At 44.9% G+C, this 22,706-nt stretch carries 13 protein-coding genes and 2 pseudogenes; 9 read left to right on the top strand and 6 right to left on the bottom strand.

The window, feature by feature from the left end; all coding sequences use genetic code 11:
* Positions 1-100: 100 nt before the first annotated feature.
* Both L1D55_RS03750 and galE read right to left on the bottom strand, forming a co-directional pair.
* On the bottom strand, positions 101-1,153 hold the full coding sequence (locus L1D55_RS03750) for a UDP-glucose--hexose-1-phosphate uridylyltransferase (RefSeq protein WP_239916552.1): 1,053 nt from the start codon (positions 1,151-1,153) through the stop codon (positions 101-103).
* A 213-nt stretch (positions 1,154-1,366) separates the two neighbouring features.
* On the bottom strand, positions 1,367-2,377 hold the full coding sequence (gene galE / locus L1D55_RS03755; RefSeq protein ID WP_239916592.1) for a UDP-glucose 4-epimerase GalE: 1,011 nt from the start codon (positions 2,375-2,377) through the stop codon (positions 1,367-1,369).
* 394 nt (positions 2,378-2,771) lie between these two features.
* Between galE and ebgR the strand changes: the two genes are divergently transcribed.
* The 8 genes from ebgR to L1D55_RS03795 all read left to right on the top strand — a co-directional run bounded on the left by ebgR (position 2,772) and on the right by L1D55_RS03795 (position 16,762).
* Positions 2,772-3,755 (top strand): transcriptional regulator EbgR, encoded by a 984-nt coding sequence (gene ebgR, locus L1D55_RS03760; RefSeq protein ID WP_239916553.1) that lies wholly within the window; start codon positions 2,772-2,774, stop codon positions 3,753-3,755.
* A 321-nt stretch (positions 3,756-4,076) separates the two neighbouring features.
* Positions 4,077-7,193: a beta-galactosidase subunit alpha gene (gene ebgA, locus L1D55_RS03765; RefSeq protein WP_239916554.1), complete on the top strand. Its 3,117-nt coding sequence runs from the start codon at positions 4,077-4,079 to the stop codon at positions 7,191-7,193.
* Positions 7,194-7,196: 3 nt separating this feature from the next.
* Positions 7,197-7,649: a beta-galactosidase subunit beta gene (locus L1D55_RS03770; RefSeq protein WP_128159590.1), complete on the top strand. Its 453-nt coding sequence runs from the start codon at positions 7,197-7,199 to the stop codon at positions 7,647-7,649.
* Between the two features lie 140 nt (positions 7,650-7,789).
* Positions 7,790-9,214: an amino acid permease gene (locus L1D55_RS03775; protein ID WP_128159588.1), complete on the top strand. Its 1,425-nt coding sequence runs from the start codon at positions 7,790-7,792 to the stop codon at positions 9,212-9,214.
* Positions 9,215-9,791: 577 nt separating this feature from the next.
* On the top strand, positions 9,792-11,225 hold the full coding sequence (locus tag L1D55_RS03780; protein ID WP_061032554.1) for an amino acid permease: 1,434 nt from the start codon (positions 9,792-9,794) through the stop codon (positions 11,223-11,225).
* Positions 11,226-11,574: 349 nt separating this feature from the next.
* Positions 11,575-12,639, top strand: a complete 1,065-nt coding sequence (ygjJ, locus tag L1D55_RS03785) for a protein YgjJ (RefSeq protein WP_239916555.1) — start codon at positions 11,575-11,577, stop codon at positions 12,637-12,639.
* Between the two features lie 15 nt (positions 12,640-12,654).
* Positions 12,655-15,030, top strand: a complete 2,376-nt coding sequence (ygjK, locus tag L1D55_RS03790) for an alpha-glucosidase (protein ID WP_239916556.1) — start codon at positions 12,655-12,657, stop codon at positions 15,028-15,030.
* Between the two features lie 391 nt (positions 15,031-15,421).
* Positions 15,422-16,762 carry an MATE family efflux transporter gene (locus tag L1D55_RS03795; protein WP_239916557.1) on the top strand — a complete coding sequence of 447 codons (1,341 nt, stop codon included), beginning with the start codon at positions 15,422-15,424 and terminating at the stop codon, positions 16,760-16,762.
* Between the two features lie 271 nt (positions 16,763-17,033).
* On the opposite strand, the gene L1D55_RS03800 is transcribed toward L1D55_RS03795, so the two are convergent.
* Positions 17,034-17,960, bottom strand: coding sequence for a LysR family transcriptional regulator (locus L1D55_RS03800; protein WP_239916558.1), 927 nt, complete (start codon positions 17,958-17,960; stop codon positions 17,034-17,036).
* 100 nt (positions 17,961-18,060) lie between these two features.
* Here L1D55_RS03800 and chrA point away from each other — a divergent pair, with 100 nt between their 5' ends.
* On the top strand, positions 18,061-19,209 hold the full coding sequence (gene chrA, locus L1D55_RS03805; protein ID WP_239916559.1) for a chromate efflux transporter: 1,149 nt from the start codon (positions 18,061-18,063) through the stop codon (positions 19,207-19,209).
* Positions 19,210-19,284: 75 nt separating this feature from the next.
* Here the strand turns inward: chrA and L1D55_RS03810 are convergent, their stop codons facing one another.
* The 3 genes and pseudogenes from L1D55_RS03810 to L1D55_RS03820 all read right to left on the bottom strand — a co-directional run bounded on the left by L1D55_RS03810 (position 19,285) and on the right by L1D55_RS03820 (position 22,688).
* Positions 19,285-19,998, bottom strand: coding sequence for a class I SAM-dependent methyltransferase (locus tag L1D55_RS03810; RefSeq protein ID WP_239916560.1), 714 nt, complete (start codon positions 19,996-19,998; stop codon positions 19,285-19,287).
* 9 nt (positions 19,999-20,007) lie between these two features.
* Positions 20,008-20,929: pseudogene (locus L1D55_RS03815) on the bottom strand (glycosyltransferase family 2 protein).
* Positions 20,926-22,688, bottom strand: a pseudogene (locus tag L1D55_RS03820) (hypothetical protein). Before L1D55_RS03820 ends, L1D55_RS03815 begins: the two co-directional pseudogenes overlap by 4 nt.
* Positions 22,689-22,706: the final 18 nt, after the last annotated feature.

A 22,706-nucleotide genomic window follows, 5' to 3' on the forward strand; every position in this document is an offset into this window, starting at 1 on the left:
GGGAATGACAACATAAGCTCTACTCTTCACGGCTTGTCGTCATTCCAGAATCGAGGGACGAGATATCAGGAATCTCGTTTGTAATTTAAGAAGCTGCGTATCACTGCTCTTTATAGTGAACGTCGCTCAAATCACGAAGACGTTGCGCCGCTTGCTCCGCCGTAAGGTCACGTTGCGATTCTGCTAACATTTCATAGCCCACCATGAACTTACGAACCGATGCACTGCGCAGTAGTGGCGGGTAGAACAGAGCGTGCAGTTGCCAATGGTCGATGTCGGTACCCTCTTCAAAGAACGGTGCGTAGTGCCAACCCATCGAGTATGGGAATGAGCATTGGAACAAGTTATCGTAGCGACTGGTTAGCTTCTTAATCGCGACCGCTAAATCATCACGCTGCTCGTCAGTTAATTCGCTCATGCGTCGAATATGCGTTTTAGGTAGCAACATGGTTTCAAACGGCCATGCTGCCCAATAAGGAACGACAGCAATCCAGTGCTCGGTTTCAACCACTGTGCGAGAACCGTCTTTCATTTCAGCTTCAACGTAGTCCACTAATAGGTTTGAACCTTGTTGTTCGAAGTACTCTTTTAGAAGCTTCTCTTTACGCTCAATCTCGTTTGGTAAAAAACTGTTCGCCCAAATTTGACCGTGTGGGTGAGGCTGAGAGCAGCCCATGGTCTCGCCCTTATTTTCAAACGCTTGAACCCATAGGTAATCTTTTCCTAGCTCTTCTATCTGCTCATTCCAGGTATCAATCACACCACGAATTTTGTTCACCGGTAGTTCCGGCAATGTTTTGCTGTGATCTGGCGAGAAGCAGATAACGCGGCTCAGCCCTCGAACACCTTGAGTCTTAAATAGAGGATTGTCAGACTCTGGAGCGTCAGGCGAATAAGGCATCAACGCCGCGAAATCGTTACTGAACACGTAAGTTCCGTCGTAGTCTGGGTTTTCATCACCCGAGATACGCGTGTTGGTTGGACAAAGGAAGCACTCTTTGTCGTACGCTGGCAGTTGCTCAGTGGATGGCTTTTCATCTTGGCCACTCCACGGGCGTTTCGCACGATGCGGCGAGACTAAGATCCATTGACCCGTTAGTGGGTTATAACGACGGTGTGGGTGGTCTACTGGGTTAAATTCAACTTTTGACATACTTACATTGCTCTTAAATTGTGTGTCTTGGTACTTTCACCAAGATAAGTAATTCTTCTGCGAAGAGATTCCCTATCACGCTCGTTCCTCGCTGTAGGGAATGACGTTTGAGTTCATCGTTTTAATATTCAACAGCCTGTAACTCATCCGTCATTCCAGAATCGAGGCACGAGGTATCTGGAATCTCTCTTTTCTCAAGAACCTAAAATCTTCTTAATAGCCATTAGGGTTATTCGACTGCCACTTCCACGTATCCGCCGTCATCTCCATCACGCTGCGAGTCGCCTTCCAGCCAAGTTCACGCTCCGCCTTTTCCGTGCTTGCCCAACATTCAGCAATATCACCAGCACGGCGCGGGCATAACTCATAAGGAACAGGTTTACCTGATGCTTCAGCAAAAGCTTGCAGCATTTCTAGAACACTTGATCCCTTACCTGTACCTAAGTTGTAAATGTGCAAACCTGCCTTTTCACCGACCGCTTTTAGTGCTGCGACATGACCATCAGCCAAATCCATCACGTGGATGTAGTCACGAACGCCAGTTCCATCCGGTGTTGGGTAATCGTTTCCAAAAATAGAAAGCTTGTCTCTACGACCGACAGCAACCTGCGCAATGAATGGCATTAAGTTGTTTGGAATACCTTGTGGGTCTTCGCCCATAGTGCCTGACGGGTGCGCGCCAACCGGGTTGAAATAGCGCAGTAACGTCACGCTCCAGTCATTCTCAGCGTTGAATAAATCACTCAAACACTCTTCAACCATGTACTTACTTCGGCCATAAGGGTTAGTCGTTGCACCTGTTGGAGAGCTTTCAGTGATTGGTACAATCTCAGGGTCACCGTAGACAGTCGCTGAAGAACTAAACACGATACTTTTCACGCCCGCTTTTTTCATACAGCGAGCAAGAACCAATGAGCCATTAACGTTGTTATCGTAGTATTCCAAAGGCTTAGCGACCGATTCACCCACCGCTTTTAGGCCTGCAAAATGAATCACAGCTTGGATATCATGCTTGGCAAACACACCATCTAAAAACGACTCATCACGGATATCACCTAAGTAAAATGTTGGTGTTTGACCGGTTAGCGCATTGATTCGCTCCAGTACTAGCTCTTTGCTATTGCAAAGGTTGTCTACAATGATTGGCTCCATACCTGCCTGCATCATTTGGATGCATGTATGGCTCCCGATGTAACCCATACCGCCTGTCACCAGTACTTTCACAATCAACCTCTCTTCGCTGTCATTCACGATTTAATCTGCCCCAATACGCTGCGTATTGGCTCTTTGTTGCGGAAATAGTAGCAGCCAATTTGGCAATATTTCTGTGATCAGAACCACGAAGTGTAAACGTTTACACAAAGTTACACACAGCACATCGATTAAGTTATAGAAAAAACAAATCGACACAGCCTTCTAATTCATTGAATTTAAATGAGATATTTGTAGATAATTAGATTTGAGACATCACAGAGAACTTGAGCATTTATTTTACTAAAAGTTAATGCAATGACTTTCAGTTTGATTACAATAGGTCTGTACAATAAAGAGGTGCATTGCTTTTTTTACTAAAGACAAATTTCAAAGCAGCGCAATGTTCCAAGAACAGGAAGTGAGTATGGCAACGTTAAAAGATATCGCGACTGAAGCTAATGTTTCATTAGCTACCGTTTCTCGGGTTCTCAATGAAGATCCTACATTAAGCGTCAAGGAAGAGACCAAAAGGCGTATCTTTGAAATTGCAGAGAAGCTGGAGTACAAAACGAGCAGCTCACGTAAAACGGTTAGCAGCAAAAAGCAGCACCACCACTTCCTTGCACTATATAACTACAAGCAAGAAGCGGAAGTTAACGACCCTTACTACCTATCAATTCGTCACGGTATCGAGACCCAGTGCGAAAAGATGAATATCGACCTAACCAACTGTTATGAAAGTAAAATACAGACTAACTCAAGCCAAGTTACTGGCATTTTACTCGTAGGAAGAATGACTCAAGAAGTTATCGAGCAAGCGAAAAAGCTTACGGATAACATCTGTTACGTTGACTTTACTGATCACTCAGAACCTTATGATTCTGTTGATATCGATCTCGCTCGTATCAGCAAAGAAATCACCAATTTCTTCATCAACCAAGGTTATGAACGCATTGGTTTCATCGGTGGCCAGGACGATATCAACACCTCTGATATTCGCGAGATCGCCTTCGCAGAGTACGGCGGTTTGAAGAACGTTGTTAGCGAACAAGACATCTACCGAGGCGACTTCTCTAGCTCTTCTGGCTACAAACTGGCGAAGCAGATGTTAGAAAGTGGCGACTACCCAAAAGCGATGTTTATTGCATCAGATTCAATCGCAATCGGTGTTTTACGTGCAGTTCATGAGCATGGATTAAGCATTCCTGATGATATTGCGCTCATCAGTGTAAACGACATCCCAACAGCTAAATTTACCTTCCCATCTTTATCAACCGTTCGTATTCACTCTGAACTGATGGGAATTCAAGGTGTTAACTTATTGATTGAGAAATCTCGTGACGGCAGAACCATCCCATTACGAGTGTATGTACCAAGCAAACTCAAGCTAAGAGACACAACAAAATAACGATACCTTTCAAATAGATAGATAAAGGCCACCAATATATCGGGTGGCCTTTTTTATGCCTGCCACATCACTTTCATTCGCCTTCTCCCTTGTAAAATCGGCAGCCTAAAGCACCCAATAGCATTATTTTAAGTGGATCACACAGCACTGTAAAAAGCCCTCAAAAAACGTGATGGAGTTAAAGTAAAACGTTTTCACCAATTTCATTTAGTAAAACTTTTACTAATAATTACCTCAGTCCAAAAAACACTCGTATTCACTACGACCCAATTACGCATAAGAACGTCGGCTAGCATTCAAATAGGCCGAGAGAGAGGCAACGTGAACAACTGGGAAAACTTCCTGAACTTACATGAGAACCGTATGGCACCACGTGCTTACTTCTTCTCATACGCATCAGAAAAAACAGCTAAGACATTTCAACGTGAACTAAGCAGTCACTTCCAACTACTGAGTGGTCAATGGAATTTCAGCTACTTCACTAACCCGCTCTTGGTTCCTGAAGAGTTTTACTCTCAAGAGATGAGCGACTGGGGCCATATTACGGTACCAAACATGTGGCAAATGGAAGGCCACGGCGATCTTCAATACACAGATGAAGGTTTCCCATTCCCGATTGATGTACCTTTCGTACCGTCAGATAACCCAACTGGCGCATACCAACGTTCGTTCTTTCTTGGCGACAGCTGGAACGACAAACAGACCATCATCAAGTTTGATGGTGTAGAGACTTACTTTGAAGTTTACGTAAACGGTGACTATGTCGGTTTCAGCAAGGGCAGCCGTCTGACTGCTGAATTCGATATCTCTAGCCACGTAAAAGCAGGCAACAACCTACTTTCTATTCGCGTGATGCAGTGGGCAGACTCGACCTACATTGAAGACCAAGACATGTGGTGGACTGGCGGTATTTTCCGTGATGTTTACCTTGTTGGTAAAGAACAACTTCATGTTCAAGATCTAACGGTTCGAACTGATTTTGACGACGCTTACCAAAGCGCTACCCTTTCGTGCAACGTTGCTCTAGAAAACCTAGCAGCAGCGACTAACGCAACCCTTGAGTACGCATTGCTTGATGGCAGCCAAGTTATCTCCCAAGGCTCAGTTGATAACTTAACGGTTCCTAACCAACAGACTGGCGGCAATGCGAACACTCAATTCTCTATCGATGTAGTAAACCCTGTTCAATGGAACGCTGAAAACCCATACCTTTACCAACTATTGCTGACGCTAAAAGACGCAGACGGCAAAGTGCTAGAAGTGATTCCACAACGTATTGGTTTCCGCGACATTAAAGTTCGCGATGGTCTGTTCTACATCAACAACAAATACGTGATGCTGCACGGCGTAAACCGTCATGACAACGACCACCTAAAAGGTCGCGCAGTTGGCATGGATCGCGTTGAGAAAGACCTAGTATTGATGAAGCAACACAACATCAACTCAGTACGTACCGCGCACTACCCGAACGACCCTCGCTTCTACGAGCTATGTGATATCTACGGCCTATTTGTTATGGGCGAAACCGATGTCGAAACACATGGTTTTGCTAACGTTGGCGACTTAAGCCGCATCACTAACGATGCAGCATGGGAAGCTGTGTTTGTTGAACGTATCGAACGTCATATCCACGCTCAGAAGAACCACCCTTCTATCATCATGTGGTCGCTAGGCAACGAGTCAGGCTACGGCTGCAACATCCGTGCTATGTACGATGCAGCAAAAGCGATTGATGACACTCGTTTAGTTCACTACGAAGAAGACCGTGATGCTGAAGTGGTTGATGTTATCTCTACCATGTACTCACGTGCTCAACTGATGAATGCCTTCGGCGAGTACCCACACGAAAAGCCACGCATTATCTGTGAATACGCACACGCAATGGGTAACGGCCCAGGCGGCTTAACTGAATACCAAAACGTGTTCTACAAGCATGATGCAATTCAAGGTCACTACGTTTGGGAATGGTGTGACCACGGTATCTTGGCTCGTGATGAAGCGGGTACTGAATTCTACAAATATGGCGGTGACTACGGGGACTACCCGAACAACTACAACTTCTGCATGGACGGTTTGATCTACCCAGACCAAACACCGGGCCCAGGCTTAAAAGAGTACAAGCAGGTTATCGCACCAGTGAAGATCCGCGACTTCAATTCTGAAGACGGTACATTCACCGTTGATAACAAGTTGTGGTTCTCAAACATTGATGACTACACCATCACAGCAGAAGTTCGTGCTGAAGGCGAAACCGTTGCAGTACAACACATCAAGGTTGAAGAGTTGGCTGAACACTCTAGCCGCGAACTGACACTTAACTTGCCAGAGCTTGATGAGCGCGAAGTGTTTGTGAACTTTACTGTGCGCAAAGATTCTCGCACGCCTTACAGCGAAGCGAACCACGACATCGCGGTGTACCAATTCCAAGTGAAAGAGAATACAGCACAGCTAGAAGCCTTCACCAACAACAATGCAACGGCACTGAATGTTGAAGAGTCTCGTCTCGCTTATCTAATCAAAGGTCATAACTTCGTACTGAACTTCTCGAAAGTGAACGGCAAGCTGACGTCATGGTTGGTCAATGGCGAAGAGATGATTAAGTCAGAACCACGAATCAACTTCTTCAAGCCAATGATCGATAACCATAAGCAAGAGCACGATGGTTACTGGGAGCCTGCACATCTACAAATCATGCAAGAGCACTTCCGCACGCTTAACGTGGAAGAGAATAACGGCAAGGTAGAGATCACGACCACCAGCATCATTGCTCCACCTGTATTTGATTTCGGTATGCGTTGTGAATACCGCTACCAAGTTAATGCGGAAGGCCAATTGAACGTTGAGCTAAGCGGCGAACGTTACGGTGAGTACCCTCATGTGATTCCAGTGATTGGTTTTGATATGGGCATCAATGGCGACTTCGACCAAGTTCAATACTACGGTCGCGGCCCTGAAGAAAACTACCAAGACAGTAAGCAAGCCAACATGATTGATGTGTACCAATCAACGGTTGCAGACATGTTCGAGAACTACCCGTTCCCACAGAACAACGGCAACCGCCAACATGTTCGTTGGGCTGCGCTTTCAAGCCGAGCGGGTAATGGTATTGCAGTAAAACCACAGCAAGAAATCAACTTCAGCGCATGGTTCTACACCAATCAAAACCTGCACCAAGCACAACACACCATTGAGCTAGAGAAAAGCGGTTACATCACGCTAAACCTAGATCACCAAGTGATGGGCTTAGGCTCTAACTCTTGGGGCAGCGAAGTGCTCGACTCTTACCGCGTGTACATGGACGAGTTCCGCTACGGCTTAACTCTAATTCCATTCCAAGCAGGCGATTGCGACGCGCAGCACCTAATCAATCACAACTTTGGCGATGAGTTTTTTACGGTAAATGCACCAAAAGCTCAACCACAACTGAACGAGGCATAAACGATGATCGTTTTAGAGAACTTAGAACAATTTAAAGTCGTCTACCGCGATGGTCGTAAATGGCAACGCTGTGTAGAAGCGATTGAAAACATCGGAAACATCAAAGATGGCGTGATGTATTCAATTGGTGACTCACTGGCTTACATGATTGAAGACGGCGTGGCTCGCAACACAGAAAACTTCACCGGTAATCGTCGTTACTTCGATGTGCATTACTACCTAGAAGGCCGTGAAACGGTTGAGTTCGCAGCGAAATCAGAGCTAGAGCAGATCCAAGCTTATAGCGATGAAACCGACCGCGAACACCTAATGGGTAACGGCGAAACTCGTGAGCTAGTTGAAGGCCAAGTTGCGATCTTTGACAACAACCAGGCTTACCGTTTCCACGGTGATAATCGAGTTCGCAAAGTGGTACTGAAAGTAACCATTGAAGACGGTTACTTCCTCAATAAATAACAACACCCTATCTATTCACAGTATGTAACGAGCCTTGCCGTTCAAGGCTCGAACATACTGAACAAAGCCTCAATGCTTTCTCCCTACAAGGAAGCGTTGAGAAATAACGACTATAATTACGTGATTCCTCGGAGGACACTATGTCTGAATCTGTACGCGGTAAGTTAGGCAAATTTGCCCTGCTTTCCATGACATTTGCAGCGGTATTTAACGTTCGCAACATCGTAAACAACAACATCGAATTGGGATTAAGTTCTGCTCCTATCTTTTTGCTTGCGACCCTTATTTACTTCATTCCGTTCGTATTCATTATTGCTGAATTCGTATCAGCAAATAAAAATTCTGAGTCAGGCATGTATGACTGGCTTAAAAAACCACTCGGCTCTAAAGCTGCTTACTTAGGCTCATTTTTATACTGGTTCGTAAACCTATTCTGGTTTGTATCTCTGCTACCAAACGTCATTGCTTATGCCTCTTACGCAATGCTGGGTTACGAATACGCCTTCTCTCCGCTAGTGACATCGGTGATCTCGATTGTTCTGTTTGCTGCAGCAACCCACATTTCGACTAAGGGTGCGAGCTGGCTAGGTAAGATCTCTGAAATCGTGGCTTACGGTGTATTCGCACTATTCGCTATCTACGTTATCGGCGCACTAATGGCACTAGGCGGCGACCACGTACCAGCGGAACCAATCACGCTTCAAGCAATGTCTCCAACCATTAACTGGGCGACACTGGGCATTATGTGTTGGATCTTCCAAGCTGCTGGCGGTGCAGAAACAGCGGCGGCTTACCTAAACGATGTGAAAGGTGGCCATAAGTCTTTCATTAAAGTAATCATCGGTGCGGGTATCGCTATCGGTTCTATGTACGCTATTGGCTCACTACTGGTAAACGTGTTCGTTGCTCGTGAAGACCTAACCTATGCAGGTGGTATGGTTGAAATCTTCACTGGTATGGCTCAGTTCTTCAACATCTCTGAATCTATGACGGGTCGCTTCGTTGGTATCGTTCTGTTCGTTGCTATGTTTGGTTCAATGATGATGTGGACAGCAGCACCAGTTAAAATCCACTTCTCTGAAATTCCGAAAGGCGTTTACGGTGAGAAAACAACAGAGCTAAACGAACATGGTGTTCCAGTTCGTGCAGCATGGTGGCAGTTTGCGTTCGTATTCGTGATGCTTGTGGTTAACGGCTTCGGCTCTGAATCAGTACAAGACATGATGAACACAGCAATCAACCTAACAGCTGGTACTGCAATGCTACCGCCTATTTTCATCATGGTGGCGTACTTTGTGTTCCGCTTGAAGCATGACGATACACCGCGTGACTTCCGTATGGGTACTCGCACTCAAGGTATGGCTGTGGTTTCTGTTCTGATTACTATCTTCGTTGTGAGCATGACAGCGTCAGCCTTCCCAACAGGTGTAGACCTAGTTCAAGCCTTCTTCATCAACGTATTTATGACAGCGGTATTCTCTGGCATTGCATGGTGGTGGATCTCTCGCTTTGAAAAGAAGCAAGCAGGTAAAGAAGCTAAGCTAGAAACGGCTAAGCAGTCGTAACCTGAGTTAACCTTCAGCATTTATAAGAAAGCGCCTAACATGGCGCTTTTTCTATTTAAATCAACAAATTAAACTCTAACCAACAATAATAAAAACGCCATTCCGTCAAGTGTAAACCTCTCATAAACACCGATAAACCGCTAAATAAAACAGCTACAAAAAACAAGGTAAAATATTAACTAAATACATTTACTCAAGGTCACATATTTGATCAATTTCGATTAACTTCCCGCCGCTTAATCTTTAATCTTCTTGCTGAAGAGACAAACTGATTCATATAAAAAAAGCGACATATAGCCCCTACAAGCTCCATAAAAACGTCGCCTATGAAACCAGTAATCTCTTTGTAGAACACATTAGTATCTGCCCCCTTGATGTCGGTAATAAATTTACTGAAATCAATAAAAACTAGTGCTTATGTGTCCGATCGTAAATCTAATAAAAATTACAATGAGCCAACCCTGACAAAACAAAGCAGGTGTTTGCCAAACCAACATAACAATAAAAGTGCGGCCTAGATTCACCCTATCTAGGACCAAGTTATAACGATCATCAACGTGATTCACCGGAGAACATCATGTCCGATAATAAACGCAGTACGATAGGCAAGTTTGCCCTACTGTCTATGACCTTCGCGGCGGTATATAGCTTCAATAACATCATTAATAACAACATCGAAATCGGCCTCTCCTCGGCTCCGATGTTCTTTTTAGCAACCATCTTTTATTTTGTTCCTTTCTGTCTGATTGTTGCTGAGTTCGTATCCCTGAATAAAGACTCAGAAGCGGGTGTTTACTCATGGGTTAAAAGCTCTCTAGGCGGTCGCTGGGCGTTTATTTCAGCTTACACATACTGGTTTGTTAACCTATTCTTCTTCACGTCTCTGCTGCCTAGAATCATCGCTTACGCGTCTTATGCGTTCTTGGGTTTCGAGTACATCTTCACGCCAATGACCACCGCGATATTGAGTACCATTTTGTTTGCGGTCGCGACGCACATCTCTAACAACGGCGCGAAGCTATTAGGTCCTATCACCTCATTAACTTCGTCACTAATGCTGCTTCTAACCATGTCTTACATTTTGCTGTCAGGCGGTGCGTTGATCGGTGGTATCGAGCCAGCTGACCCAATCACCATTGAAGCAATGACCCCAAGCTTTAACTGGGCATTCCTCGGCGTGATCACTTGGATCTTCATGGCCGCTGGCGGCGCAGAGTCGGTCGCGGTTTACGTAAACGACATCAAAGGCGGTCACAAGTCTTTCGTTAAAGTGATCATCATTGCGGGTATCTTCATTGGTGCGCTGTACTCGGTGGGTTCTATCCTGGCTAACGTATTCGTATCTCGCGAAGAGCTTAAGTTCACTGGTGGTTCAGTACAGGTTTTTGAAGGCTTAGCACTCTACTTCGGCTTACCTGAAATTCTTATGAATCGCTTTGTGGGCATCGTTTCTTTCACTGCGATGTTAGGCTCTCTACTGATGTGGACAGCAACACCGGTTAAGATTTTCTTCTCTGAGATTCCTAAAGGTATCTTTGGTGAGAAGACAGTCGCTCTGAACAAACAAGGCGTACCGGAGCGTGCTGCTTGGGTTCAGTTCTTCATTGTGATTCCGTTGATGTTCATCCCGACGCTTGCGTCTGACACGGTGCAAGACTTGATGAGTACCATCATCAACATGACTGCAGCTGCTTCTATGCTACCGCCACTGTTCATCATGATCGCATACCTGCACTTGCGCCTGAAACTCGATCACCTACCGCGTGATTTCCGCATGGGTTCTCGTCCTGTTGGCATCGCTGCGGTATCGATTCTTATCAGCATATTTACCGTGGGTTTCTTCGCATCAACCTTCCCAACGGGTGCTGACATCATGACCATCATCTTCTATAACGTCGGCGGCATCGTGATCTTCTTGGGTTACGCATGGTGGAAATACGGTCAATACGAAAAAAGCTTGTCTCCAGAAGAGAAAAAGCTAGAAGCAAAACCAGAGCCTGCGAACGCTTAAGTTATCCTAGCACTCTCGTTAAACCCCTGAGGCACTCCCCTATTTGGTGAGTGCCTTTTTATTTACCCATCCGATTCATTCATAAGATTTCAATTCACAAACCAAATACATCCATCACTAGTCATCAGCATACAAATTCAACTAAAAACCAAATTCACGCCAAGGTAAAAATTTACTAAAAACAGATCACACTTTTAGAGTGATTTAATTTTAAACACGAAAATAATCATTAATATCGGTTTTGCGATCGTTAGTGAGCTGACCGTATACGCCTTGAAGAGCACCCCATATTAGAAGTCAGAACAGCCTACGAAGCTTCATTTATCAACCCGAAACAGAAGTGAATAAAATGAAACGTAGTTTTACTAAAACCACTCTTATTACAAGTTGTATTCTTGCAGCTCTAACGGCGAATGCCCACGCTAATGAAACCGCTGCTAACCACAGCGACACTCAGCCCCCTAAAACAGAATCAGAAACACTTTTTGACTTCTATGGTGAACTTGGCCTTGGTGGTCATGTTGCCCTAGAAGGTGACGACAAAGGCCGCTACGCAGACGGTACTTACATTGAAGCAGGCTTGGCTATCGAGCATGGTAATTGGTTTGGTCTTGCTTACATGGAAGGCTGGACAGTTCAAGCCGATGACGAAGGCAATGCATGGGCTACTGGCCACGGTTGGGGCGGCTTAGAAGGTGGTTTTAACCGCTTCTATGCTGGTTACCGCACTGATGCAAAAACAGAATTTATTGTCGGTCGTATGGACTCATCTCTGGATGACGTTCAATGGTGGGGTGACCCAACGGTAGAGTACGGCTACGCGATCTCAAACACTCGTGACGTACACGTTGGTGTGAAGATCCAAAACCTAGAAGGCAAGCTACGCTACAGCGTTTCCTTCGCTCCAGAATCTGACTTCTCTGAAGACGATGCGCTGATTCACTTTGGTAAATACGACAACTTCGCAGACCAATGGAAAGATAAAAATGCCATGGTCAACGGTTATGTCCAATACGACCTGACTGACGACCTAACGCTAATGGGCGGCGGTGAAGTTCGTAATAACGACGGTGGCGAACTTCTACTATTGGGGGCTGAGTACAAGAACTTTGCTACTCGTGTTTGGCACGACACCGACAAAGGCAATCAAGAGTCTTTCGGCAGCGAGTCTGGTATTCAAACCAGCGCTTGGTACGAAGCAGCACAAGGCGTTTACCTATCAGCAGCCTACAACTACGCAAACTTTGATGGCGATAACGGCGAAAAAGAGATCACTTCTTACATCAACGCAGGTGTTTGGTACGAATACGGAAACGGTGCATTTGCGACCGCTTTCGATAGCCGCTTTGGCGTAGGTAGCGACACTGAAATTGGCGACGCACAAGTGTTCGCAATGCAATACTTCTACTGGTAATAACAGGAACTCATTATGAAACTGAACAAATCATTCGCAGCTATCGCTATTGGCGCAGCACTTGTTGTTACTGGTTGCGCATCAAATACAGGCTCTGAAGAGCTTCAAGCAAACCAATTTAAGAACGTTATCGACCGCACTGGCTCACCAGAATACATGCGTGACTATGACTTCGATGACCATCAACGCTTTAACCCGTTCTTCGACCTAGGTGCATGGCACGGTCACCTGTTACCAGACACGGCTGAAGGCATGGGTGGCTTCCCGGGAACTGCGCTGCTTACTGAAGAATACATTAACTTCATGGCTGATAACTTTGACCGCCTAAGCGTGTACAAAGATGGCAAGAAAGTCGAATTCACGATGGAAGCTTACAGCCTACCGGGCGCATTGATTCAGACGCTAATATCTGACGATGTAACAGTTGAGATGACGCTGCGTTTTGCTTCTAACCGTACCTCTCTACTGGAGACTAAAATCACTACTGACTCGCCAGTTGAGTTAGTGTGGGACGGTGAACTGCTTGAAAAAACACACGCGAAAGAAGGCGTAGCGCAAACCGATAAAACCATTGCCGAGACATACCCTGACTACAATCGCCAAATCGTTGCAACCGATGACGGCCTAACGGTCACTTTCGGTAAGGTGCGTTCAACGTGGGATCTACTGACCTCAGGTGAGTCTGAGTACCAAGTTCATAAGTCGATTCCAACCCAAACCAAGGTCGATGGCTTAACGTTTACTTCAACTGCAAGCATTGAAGAATCAACCACCATCTACACCACATACTCACACGTGTTAACGGCAGAAGAAGCAAAAGCGGAACAGCCTGAGATCAAAAAGATCATGGCAAACCCTACCGATTTCTTAGCGGCATCTGAAGCGCGCTGGGAAGGTTACCTAGAGATGGGGTTAACCAACCCGAATGCGACGCCTGAGCAAGAGCGTGTTGCGGTAAAAGCGATGGAAACCTTAAACGGTAACTGGCGTGGCGCAGCCGGTGCGATGGAGTTTGACTCTGTAACACCTTCGGTAACGGCGCGTTGGTTCTCTGGCAACCAAACATGGCCATGGGATACATGGAAACAAGCTTACGCGATGGCGCACTTCAACCCAGACGTAGCGAAAGACAACATCCGCGCAATGTTTGCCTACCAAATTCAAGCTGACGATCCGGTTCGCCCTTGGGATGAAGGTTACGTGCCAGATCTATTGGCTTACAACCTAAGCCCAGAGCGTGGCGGTGACGGCGGTAACTGGAACGAACGTAACACCAAGCCAAGTTTAGCAGCATGGGCGGTAATGGAAGTTTACAAGACCACCAGCGATGAAGCTTGGCTAGAAGAGATGTATCCAAAACTAGTGGCATACCACGACTGGTGGCTACGCAACCGCGACAACAATGGCAATGGCGTTCCAGAATACGGCGCAGCACGAGACAAAGCACACAACACACCAGAAGGCGAAATGTACTTCACTGTGGTTCGTGGCGACAAACACGAAACCGTCGTAGGTCAAGCAGCGCTGGATAAAGTGATTGCAGAAGGCAACTATGACTACATCGAGAGCCCAGCTCAAACCGCTGCGTCTTGGGAATCAGGTCGTGATGATGCGGCAGCCTTTGGTTTCATCGATAAAGACCAGCTAGACGCCTACGTTGCCAACGGCGGCAAGCGCAGTGACTGGGATGTTGAATTCGCCCAAAACCGCGCAGAAGATGGCACCCTGTTAGGCTACTCACTGCTACAAGAGTCCGTTGACCAAGCAAGCTACATGTACAGCGATAACAAGTACCTAGCGGAAATGGCTGACATTCTTGGTAAAGATGCAGAAGCGAAAGAGTTCCGTGAAAAGGCTGAGCACCTATCGAACTACATCAACACCTGTATGTTCGATGAAAGCACGAACTTCTACTACGACATCCGTATTGAAGATAAGCCGTTAGCCAATGGCTGTGCAGGTAAACCGATTGTCGAACGTGGCAAAGGCCCAGAAGGTTGGTCACCACTGTTCAATGGCGCAGCAACCCAAGCACACGCGGATGCAGTGGTCTCTGTGATGAAAGATACGTCAGAGTTCAACACGTACGTACCACTGGGCACTGCAGCGCTATCTAGCCCAGCATTTGGCCCAGATATTTACTGGCGTGGACGTGTATGGGTAGACCAGTTCTACTTCGGTCTTAAAGGTATGGACAGCTACGGCTACCGTGATGATGCGATTGAAATGGCAGGCGCTTTCTTCGACCACGCCGATGGCTTGGTGCAAGACGGCCCAATCCGTGAGAACTACAACCCATTGAACGGTGACCAGCAAGGTGCGCCAAACTTCTCTTGGAGTGCAGCTCACTTGTACATGCTATACAACGATTTCTTTACTGACGCAGAGTAAATTAAAACCTATACCTGTCTTCTGGAATTCAATGAAAAGATAACCTCATAAATTTCAGGCTTTGGCACTCAGTATCTCGCTGAGTGCCTTTTTTTTTCACTTCTCAATCAGCATGAAAAGTAAGGTATAAGAGCATTCTGCCTACTATGATCCTTTTACTCTCATTCCTGTTCATTGAGCTCTTATTGCTACTTTTTAGTGGCTGAAATCCGGTCGAATCACACCATGAAACACGCGAATAAGTTTCACAACAAAGAGCTAGAATGTGGGCAATACGGGTTTATTCAAAATATCTTTACCCTTATTCGTAATCCGGACATTAATTTGATAGTCGTTTACCCAATAACCACTAAACTATAGTCTCGCCTTCCCTTTTTTTGAGAAAACCTAAATGCCTAATGCTGATTCCACCCTAAACAAACGCATGGGAATCGTTGCGCTCACTTGGCCAATTTTTATCGAAGTACTGCTTCGAACTGCACTAAACACCAGTGATGTATTCATGTTATCTGGATACTCAGACAAAGCCGTGTCTGCTGTTGGTGTTATCTCTCAGATATCCTTTTTCCTAATCATCGTATCGACCATGGTCAGCAGTGGTACTGGAATCCTCATTGCCCAATACAATGGCGCCTCACGCAATCAAGAAAGCGCGCAAGTCGGCGTTGCCAGCATCATATTGGCCATCATTACCGGTGTATTGCTGAGTATTTTCGCGGTGTTAGGCGCAGAGTACTTTATTCCGCTCTATCAGCTTGAAGCTCAGGTTGAACAGTACGCACAAGAGTACTTGTTCATCAGTGGTGCCCTCACTTTCAACGTCACAATTGGTATGGTGCTTACCACTATCCTTCGCAGTCATGGTTACTCTAAATCTCCAATGGTCATCAATATGATTGCTGGTGTTATTAATATCTTCGGCAACTACTGCGCGCTCTACCAACCTTTTGGCTTACCGGTATACGGCGTTCAAGGGGTAGCCATTGCAACCGTAACGAGCCAAGTGATTGGCATGCTTATCTTGATTGGTGTTGTCAGAAGTAAAGGCATAGACCTACCCGTGAAACAGTTTAAATCGGTACCGAAGTCTATCTATCAGAAGATAATGAAGATCGGCTCGATGAACGCGGGTGAAGTACTCTCTTACAACATGGCACAGATCAGCATTACCTTTTTTGTCGTTCAAATGGGCACATCATCACTGGCGGCCTTTACCTACGCTCAGAACATCGCACGTCTCTCGTTTGCCTTTGCTTTAGCCATTGGTCAAGGTAGCCAAATACAAACCGGTTATTACATTGGTAAGGGATGGATCGATGAAATCACGTCACGCGTTCAGCGCTACTTTGTAGTGGGCTTCATCGCCTCAACCACGATCACCTGTGTGGTTTACCTATTCCGTTATGAGATTCTCGACCTGTTCACACAAGATCCTGAGATCATCGCATTGGCGGCAGGGCTGATTGCAGGATCAATCATTCTCGAAGCTGGGCGAGTGTTTAACCTTATCTTCATCTCATGCTTGAAAGCCGCTGGCGATATTAAGTTCCCAGTAAAAATGGGCATCCTCAGCATGTGGGGCATTGGGGTTGCCATGAGCTATTTGCTCGGTGTGCACTGGGGTTATGGTGTGCTTGGTGCTTGGATGGCGATCGCGATGGATGAATGGTTCCGAGGCATCATTATGGCGTATCGCTGGCGAGCAAAAAAATGGACTCGTTTCTCGCTTTAAGTGATTGAAGATACGTGAGTAAACTTGAATGATGCAAAAGAAAAAGCGCTAGGGGGAGCTAGCGCTTTTTAGACCAACTAAATCCATTTAGCCTGGCAGTTTTTTAAGCTATATCATATGGATATAACCAATTTTTTTACTTAGGTAAATCAAAAAGCCTATTCTTTACGACTGCTTTGAGTCGTAAATTAAGTATAGTCGGATTCTTATTATTAACCTGATTTTTCCTTAAATAATTAGAAAAAGTGTGGTTATCTCCCAATACAAAAAATTACTCAGCAATCACAGACGACACAGCCTCAGTAATCAATCTTCTAAGTAGCTTATTTTTATCATCTAAATGCTTCGCTTTTCTATAGACAAGCTGTATATCAAAATCCGGTACATCTATCGGTGGCTTGACAGCTAACAATGCTTCTTCATCCTCAGTGTCATTACGAGCCACCAGCTTAGGAACAATACAGAGCAGCTCTCTGCCACGAATTAAGCGCTTTACCGTTAAAAAGTTACTCGAAGCAATAACTACTTTTCGGCTTAAACCAAGTTCAGCTAGGCGACTGTCGACTCCCGTTTTTATTACTCCAGCAGGAGAAACCAAAGCATGCCCAACAGATGCAAATTGCTCTAAAGACATGGGTTCTTCGAGCGACAACACTGAATTGTCTAGCAAGCAGACATGCTGTTCTGTGTACAAGTGCTTGGTTTTGTATAACTTAGACACTTCACCAAAGCTACCGATCGCCATATCAAGCTTAGAATCTTCAAATACTCGCTGATAGTTACCACGGTTTACGTTGAACAAAGCAATTTGAGAATCAGGAGAAGACTGTTTAATGAGGTCAAACAACACAGGAGCAAACATCTGCTCGGCATAATCGGTAAGACCGATCTTCCAACTACCTTTGTACGTTGTTGCATCAAACGATTTAGAAAGTAGTACTTCAGATTGAATGGTATTGAGCAAAGCATCGACAGTGCTAGATAACTCAATCGCTCTCTCCGTCGCCTCCATCTTGCTCCCTACTCGCTCAAACAGAGGGTCATCAAACAACTTTCTAAGCCGCTGAAGGCTATGGCTCATCGCAGACTGACTGACATAACAGCGCTCAGCAGCTTTGCTTACACTGTTCGTTTTGTACAACGCTTGCAGCGCTATCAATAAGTTAAGGTCGATACCTTTCCAGTTAAAATCAGCCACCCAGCAAACCCATTTCATTAATAGTTATAATTAAAACAATTAATTTGAATCATAGTGCAAGTCACCATAAATTACGCTAAACATTTATCTGGAATCGATCATGCTTTCAATTTTTAAAACCTTTTTCTGGCTTGGCTGGATTAGCTTTGGTGGACCAGCAGCGCATATTGGCTACTTCCGTAAAACCTTTGTTGAGAAACTTAACTGGCTATCTGATGAGGAGTACGGGCAAATTGTCGCGCTTAGTCAATTTCTACCCGGCCCAGGTTCAAGCCAAGTTGGCTTTGCGGTTGGTTACAAAAGAGGTGGCTTAACGGGGGCGATTGCTGCGTTTATCGGCTTTACTTCCCCATCTGTCATCTTAATGTTGATCTTAGCTTTGGTGAGCAATCAGCTATTGGAAGCGCCTCTATTCAATTCAATCATTCACGGTTTGAAGTTGCTTGCAGTTGTGGTGGTTGCTGATGCCGCATTTGGCATGTACAAAAACTTTTGCCAATCGAAAGTCGCGACCGCTTTATGTATCATGACTGCCGTAGTTCTTCTGTTGCTTCCAGGGATCTGGCCGCAAATCTTGGTACTTCTATTTTCCGCAATTATTGGCAGCAAGTTTTTGACCTCACAAGACATCAAAACCGTTCCATCAACACACAAGATCTCCATAACACCGCTCGTTATTTTCGTTGCGCTGTTGGTTGGCCTTCCTCTGTTCAGTGCATACTCTCAAGGTATTGAGGTATTTGGGCTGTTCTATCAAGCTGGCAGCTTAGTATTCGGTGGTGGTCATGTGGTACTTCCATTGTTGCAGAATGGTATTGGTGACCAACTATCCCAAGATGCGTTCCTAACCGGCTATGCTGCCGCACAGGCTGTACCTGGTCCTATGTTTACCTTAGCGACATACCTAGGCTATGTATTAATGCCATCGGCACCAATTACTGGCGCTTTGTTAGCGACAATCGCCGTGTTTTTACCGGGCTTCTTATTGCTACTGGGTGTATTGAAAAACTGGCAGGCAATTGCAAGTAAACCATTAGTTGCTGGTGCACTTACCGGTGTGAATGCAGCCGTAGTCGGATTACTACTTGCGGCTCTGTATCAGCCAATCTTCACAAGTGCAGTGAGTGGCGGTTTAGACTTCGCTCTGATCATCGTAGGTGTGTGGCTATTGAAAACGGTCAAGATGCCAATCGTAGGGCTTGTCGGAACATTTATGCTATTCGGCGCTATGACTGGCTTTGTTCACTAAAAAGCCAACCAAAGCAAGAAGTTAGTGAATAGCTAACTTCTTGCTTACGACTGAACGGCAGGAACCGCCTAGCCTTTAACTAGCAGGTTTGATTCCATGGAAGTTAAAAAACAAATTACAATCAATGAGCGGGATTGGGCTTAGTGGCCAAAAAGAGTGTTTATTATCAGGGAGGTAATACTTTAAAAAGGCGATCAAATTATTGCAGGGGTTAACGTGCTCTCTCGCCATAATGTAATCGTAGTTCCACCCCTTTTTCACACCAAGTTTTCTTGTCGTCATATAACGGCCAACTTTCCATGCAATACCTGGGTCTGTAGGAATCAAAATGGACAAAGTGCCGCCCGGCTTTAATACCCTAAGCCATTCTTTAATCACAAGATGAGGCTCATAAAGGTGTTCCAATATATGTGTCGCAATAACACGATCAAAACTGTTACTTTCAAAGTCTAACGCTCGTGCATTCGTTACATTAAAAACGAGCTTGTCATAATTACTCGTGTTACTGAGTTGCTTTTTTGCCACTTCAAGTACGGCTGAATCACCATCACTGACCGTATACTCGTCAAAACTATGCTGAACATGTCTCAAGTGTTCACCCGTTCCTGAGCCCACTTCTAGTACCTTCGAGAAATGCTCCTTGTTACTGAAAGGCTTCTCACACGCTATATGACCAGCCCTCATCACATAGCCTGTTGTACTGCTTTCGTAGACTCGCTCGTCATATTCATCACTGAAACGGGACAAATATTCGAGCCACTCTTTATCTTCATCCTTGTTTGTTCTCATTCCTAAATCCTACTGAGATGGCTTATGATCGTGACTTCTTAATATCGAGAGAATCCTCATCTCTCGCCTACCACGTGACGCATTGTCGAGTATCAAACCGCAAAAAAAAGACATCACTGCGATAAGTGCAATCGAACTAGACAAAATAGCTGTCGGGACTCTTTCAACAAGCCCGGTATCAATAAAGTCGATAATAACTGGAATCCCTAACCCTAATGAGATAAAGCAAAGCAACATCGACAGAGCACCGAAAAAAAACATCGGCTTTACGTCTCGTAACAGGAACAGAATAAAGTTGAGGATTTTTATCCCGTCACTCAATGTATTCAGCTTACTCGCAGTGCCTTCAGGCATTGAGTGGTAATGGGTGGGGGCTTCTTTGATCGACATATTATGGTGCAGTGCATGTACGGTTAGTTCTGTCTCGATTTGAAACCCATCACTGAAAATAGGAACCGTTTTTACAAAGCGGCGACTCATCACTCGATATCCAGAGAAAACGTCATTCAATTGGGCATTGAAGCCTTTATTTATCAGGGTCGAAAACATCTTATTACCAAAAATATGTCCTGCAGGATAAGCCTCAGAAGAGCGCTCTCGACTGCCAATGATCATATCGAGCTGTTAGTTGTTCAATAAGTGTAGGGCTAATGGAGGCATCGTAGGTGTCATCACCATCTGCCATGATGTAAATGTCGGCATCAATATCTGAGAACATCCGTCGCACGACTTCACCTTTGCCCTGACGATATTCATGGCGCACAACAGCGCCCGCTTGCAGCGCCTCTTTGACCGTACCGTCTGTAGAATTATTGTCATACACATAGATAGTCGCACTGGGTAATGCGCGTTGAAAATCAGCCACCGTTTTTCCAACAGCTCCGGCTTCGTTATAGCACGGGAGTAACACGGCAATGGTTTGATTCTTCATGAACTCTCCCTGACTCGAAATACTCGGTACCCATTTTCAATATTGTCGTACACAACATCTAACCAAGTTGGCGTCTCTGAGCTGTACAGCTTATTGATAAGTGCCTCCTCGCTCGCCGAGTCCTTTAAAATCGCCAAATGCGGATCATTACCAATAACAATGATATCGATGCTTTTCTCTATGATTTTTCTTTCGGCTAAGCTCAGATCTTCCTCTAGCATCACTTCAATAAGAAATTGGTTCCCAACAATATTTCTATGGTAAGGAGCAGCAATAATTCGATTATCCGTCTTTGCCAACACTGGAGCCCCCGTTTCTATCCCTGAGAGTATGGTGTGCGAATTTATATCGTTATCTTTTAAAACCTTATAGATATTCAATGATTTCTCTTCTTTATCAAGAGTAGTTGTAATTTCTTCGGTTGGCGACAACGCCAGAATGACAAAGGCGACCGCTAATGGTGCTCCAGAAATAATAACGGTCGCTTTTATGATCGAGGAACGGATGTAATCTGCTAACTGAAGGACAACATATGCTTGCAGGGGAGCCGCTAGCACAAAACACAACCTCATGACTCTAATCTGCCAAAAGATCGCAAGGGCTAAATTGAACAGAAAGATGAGATACAAAATTGTGCAGTGGTCGTTTTTGTTCTTAAACAGCGGATATAACGTGGCAGGAATCACTAGCAAAGCGTAATTCTCTATCGAGAAAAAACCATGACTTGTGACGTATCTAACGATCGATTTCGCTTCTGTCACTTGGTCTAACCAATACACTTTAAGTATCGGAGGGTAATCAATTAACAATGCACTGCTAAGTGATGGATAAAGCACTGCAACTGGTATAAAGAATAAAACGGCAAGCGATACGAACAGTAAAACCTTTTGCAGCCAACTTTTATCTTCACTCATTAATCGGTGATAAACATTAACGAAAAGCCAACCACAAAAGAAAAGGATGATGAGAACAAATGATATTTCGTCGTACTTAAAATCAAAAAACTCATCGTAAGGGCGATTTAATAAAACCGCACAAATCCCAAACAGAGCGGAACACGCATACAACTTAGAGATATAGCCAAACCACTCATGGCGAACAAGGCCGGAATACACGGTGTAAATCGCGAAAAAAACATGAATAACAAAACATTATCAAGCCCCGTCCATAAAGATAGAGAAAGCAAGATAGATTGCGCATAAACACGCCACGCATGACGCAACTGCCCAGGATTCAATGGCGTTAAAGCTAGAAATAGGGCCGCGAAGACCAGCTGAATATTATGATGATCAATAGAACCGGGTAAAAAATGGATAATTGAAGGCGAAGAAATCGCAAACATCATGCTAATAAAGCGATATTTGGCACCGAAGAAGTGGTCAGCTAGGTAAAAGCATGACAGCGAAAAAAGTAGCAAGTAAAGCAGGGGGACAAGAGAGATGGATATTGTATAAGCAAGGTGATCATCGACGATAAACAACAATGGAAAGGCAACAAGCGACAGAATTAGATCAGGGAAACGAGACCAATGAATAACAATGCCATCAGCAGCATTAAAATTACTCATTGGCTCTAAATACCAATGACCAGTTGCCATCCAATCCTGAAATTGAACGAAACGCATATAGTCGTCATTGTCATTCAGGTTAAGGGCTGAAACACTCTCCCATTTGTAAATAAAGATTACAGTGGCACAAACTAACCAGATGACAGAGATGACAATGGTGTCTTTGTTAAAACTCTCACTTTTAGGCGACATGAATATCCTTTTCATTGA

It is taken from the genome of Vibrio sp. Isolate22 (assembly GCF_022398115.1).
Taxonomy (GTDB): domain Bacteria; phylum Pseudomonadota; class Gammaproteobacteria; order Enterobacterales; family Vibrionaceae; genus Vibrio.

What these genes read in the sequence shown, in the direction of transcription:
- chrA (WP_239916559.1), top strand. Translation starts at nt 18,061, where the DNA reads ATGCTTTCAATTTTTAAAACCTTTTTCTGGCTTGGCTGGATTAGCTTT.
- ygjK (WP_239916556.1), top strand. Translation starts at nt 12,655, where the DNA reads ATGAAACTGAACAAATCATTCGCAGCTATCGCTATTGGCGCAGCACTT.
- L1D55_RS03775 (WP_128159588.1), top strand. Translation starts at nt 7,790, where the DNA reads ATGTCTGAATCTGTACGCGGTAAGTTAGGCAAATTTGCCCTGCTTTCC.
- ebgR (WP_239916553.1), top strand. Translation starts at nt 2,772, where the DNA reads ATGGCAACGTTAAAAGATATCGCGACTGAAGCTAATGTTTCATTAGCT.
- L1D55_RS03780 (WP_061032554.1), top strand. Translation starts at nt 9,792, where the DNA reads ATGTCCGATAATAAACGCAGTACGATAGGCAAGTTTGCCCTACTGTCT.
- L1D55_RS03770 (WP_128159590.1), top strand. Translation starts at nt 7,197, where the DNA reads ATGATCGTTTTAGAGAACTTAGAACAATTTAAAGTCGTCTACCGCGAT.
- L1D55_RS03795 (WP_239916557.1), top strand. Translation starts at nt 15,422, where the DNA reads ATGCCTAATGCTGATTCCACCCTAAACAAACGCATGGGAATCGTTGCG.
- L1D55_RS03750 (WP_239916552.1), bottom strand. Translation starts at nt 1,153, where the DNA reads ATGTCAAAAGTTGAATTTAACCCAGTAGACCACCCACACCGTCGTTAT.
- L1D55_RS03810 (WP_239916560.1), bottom strand. Translation starts at nt 19,998, where the DNA reads ATGAGAACAAACAAGGATGAAGATAAAGAGTGGCTCGAATATTTGTCC.
- ygjJ (WP_239916555.1), top strand. Translation starts at nt 11,575, where the DNA reads ATGAAACGTAGTTTTACTAAAACCACTCTTATTACAAGTTGTATTCTT.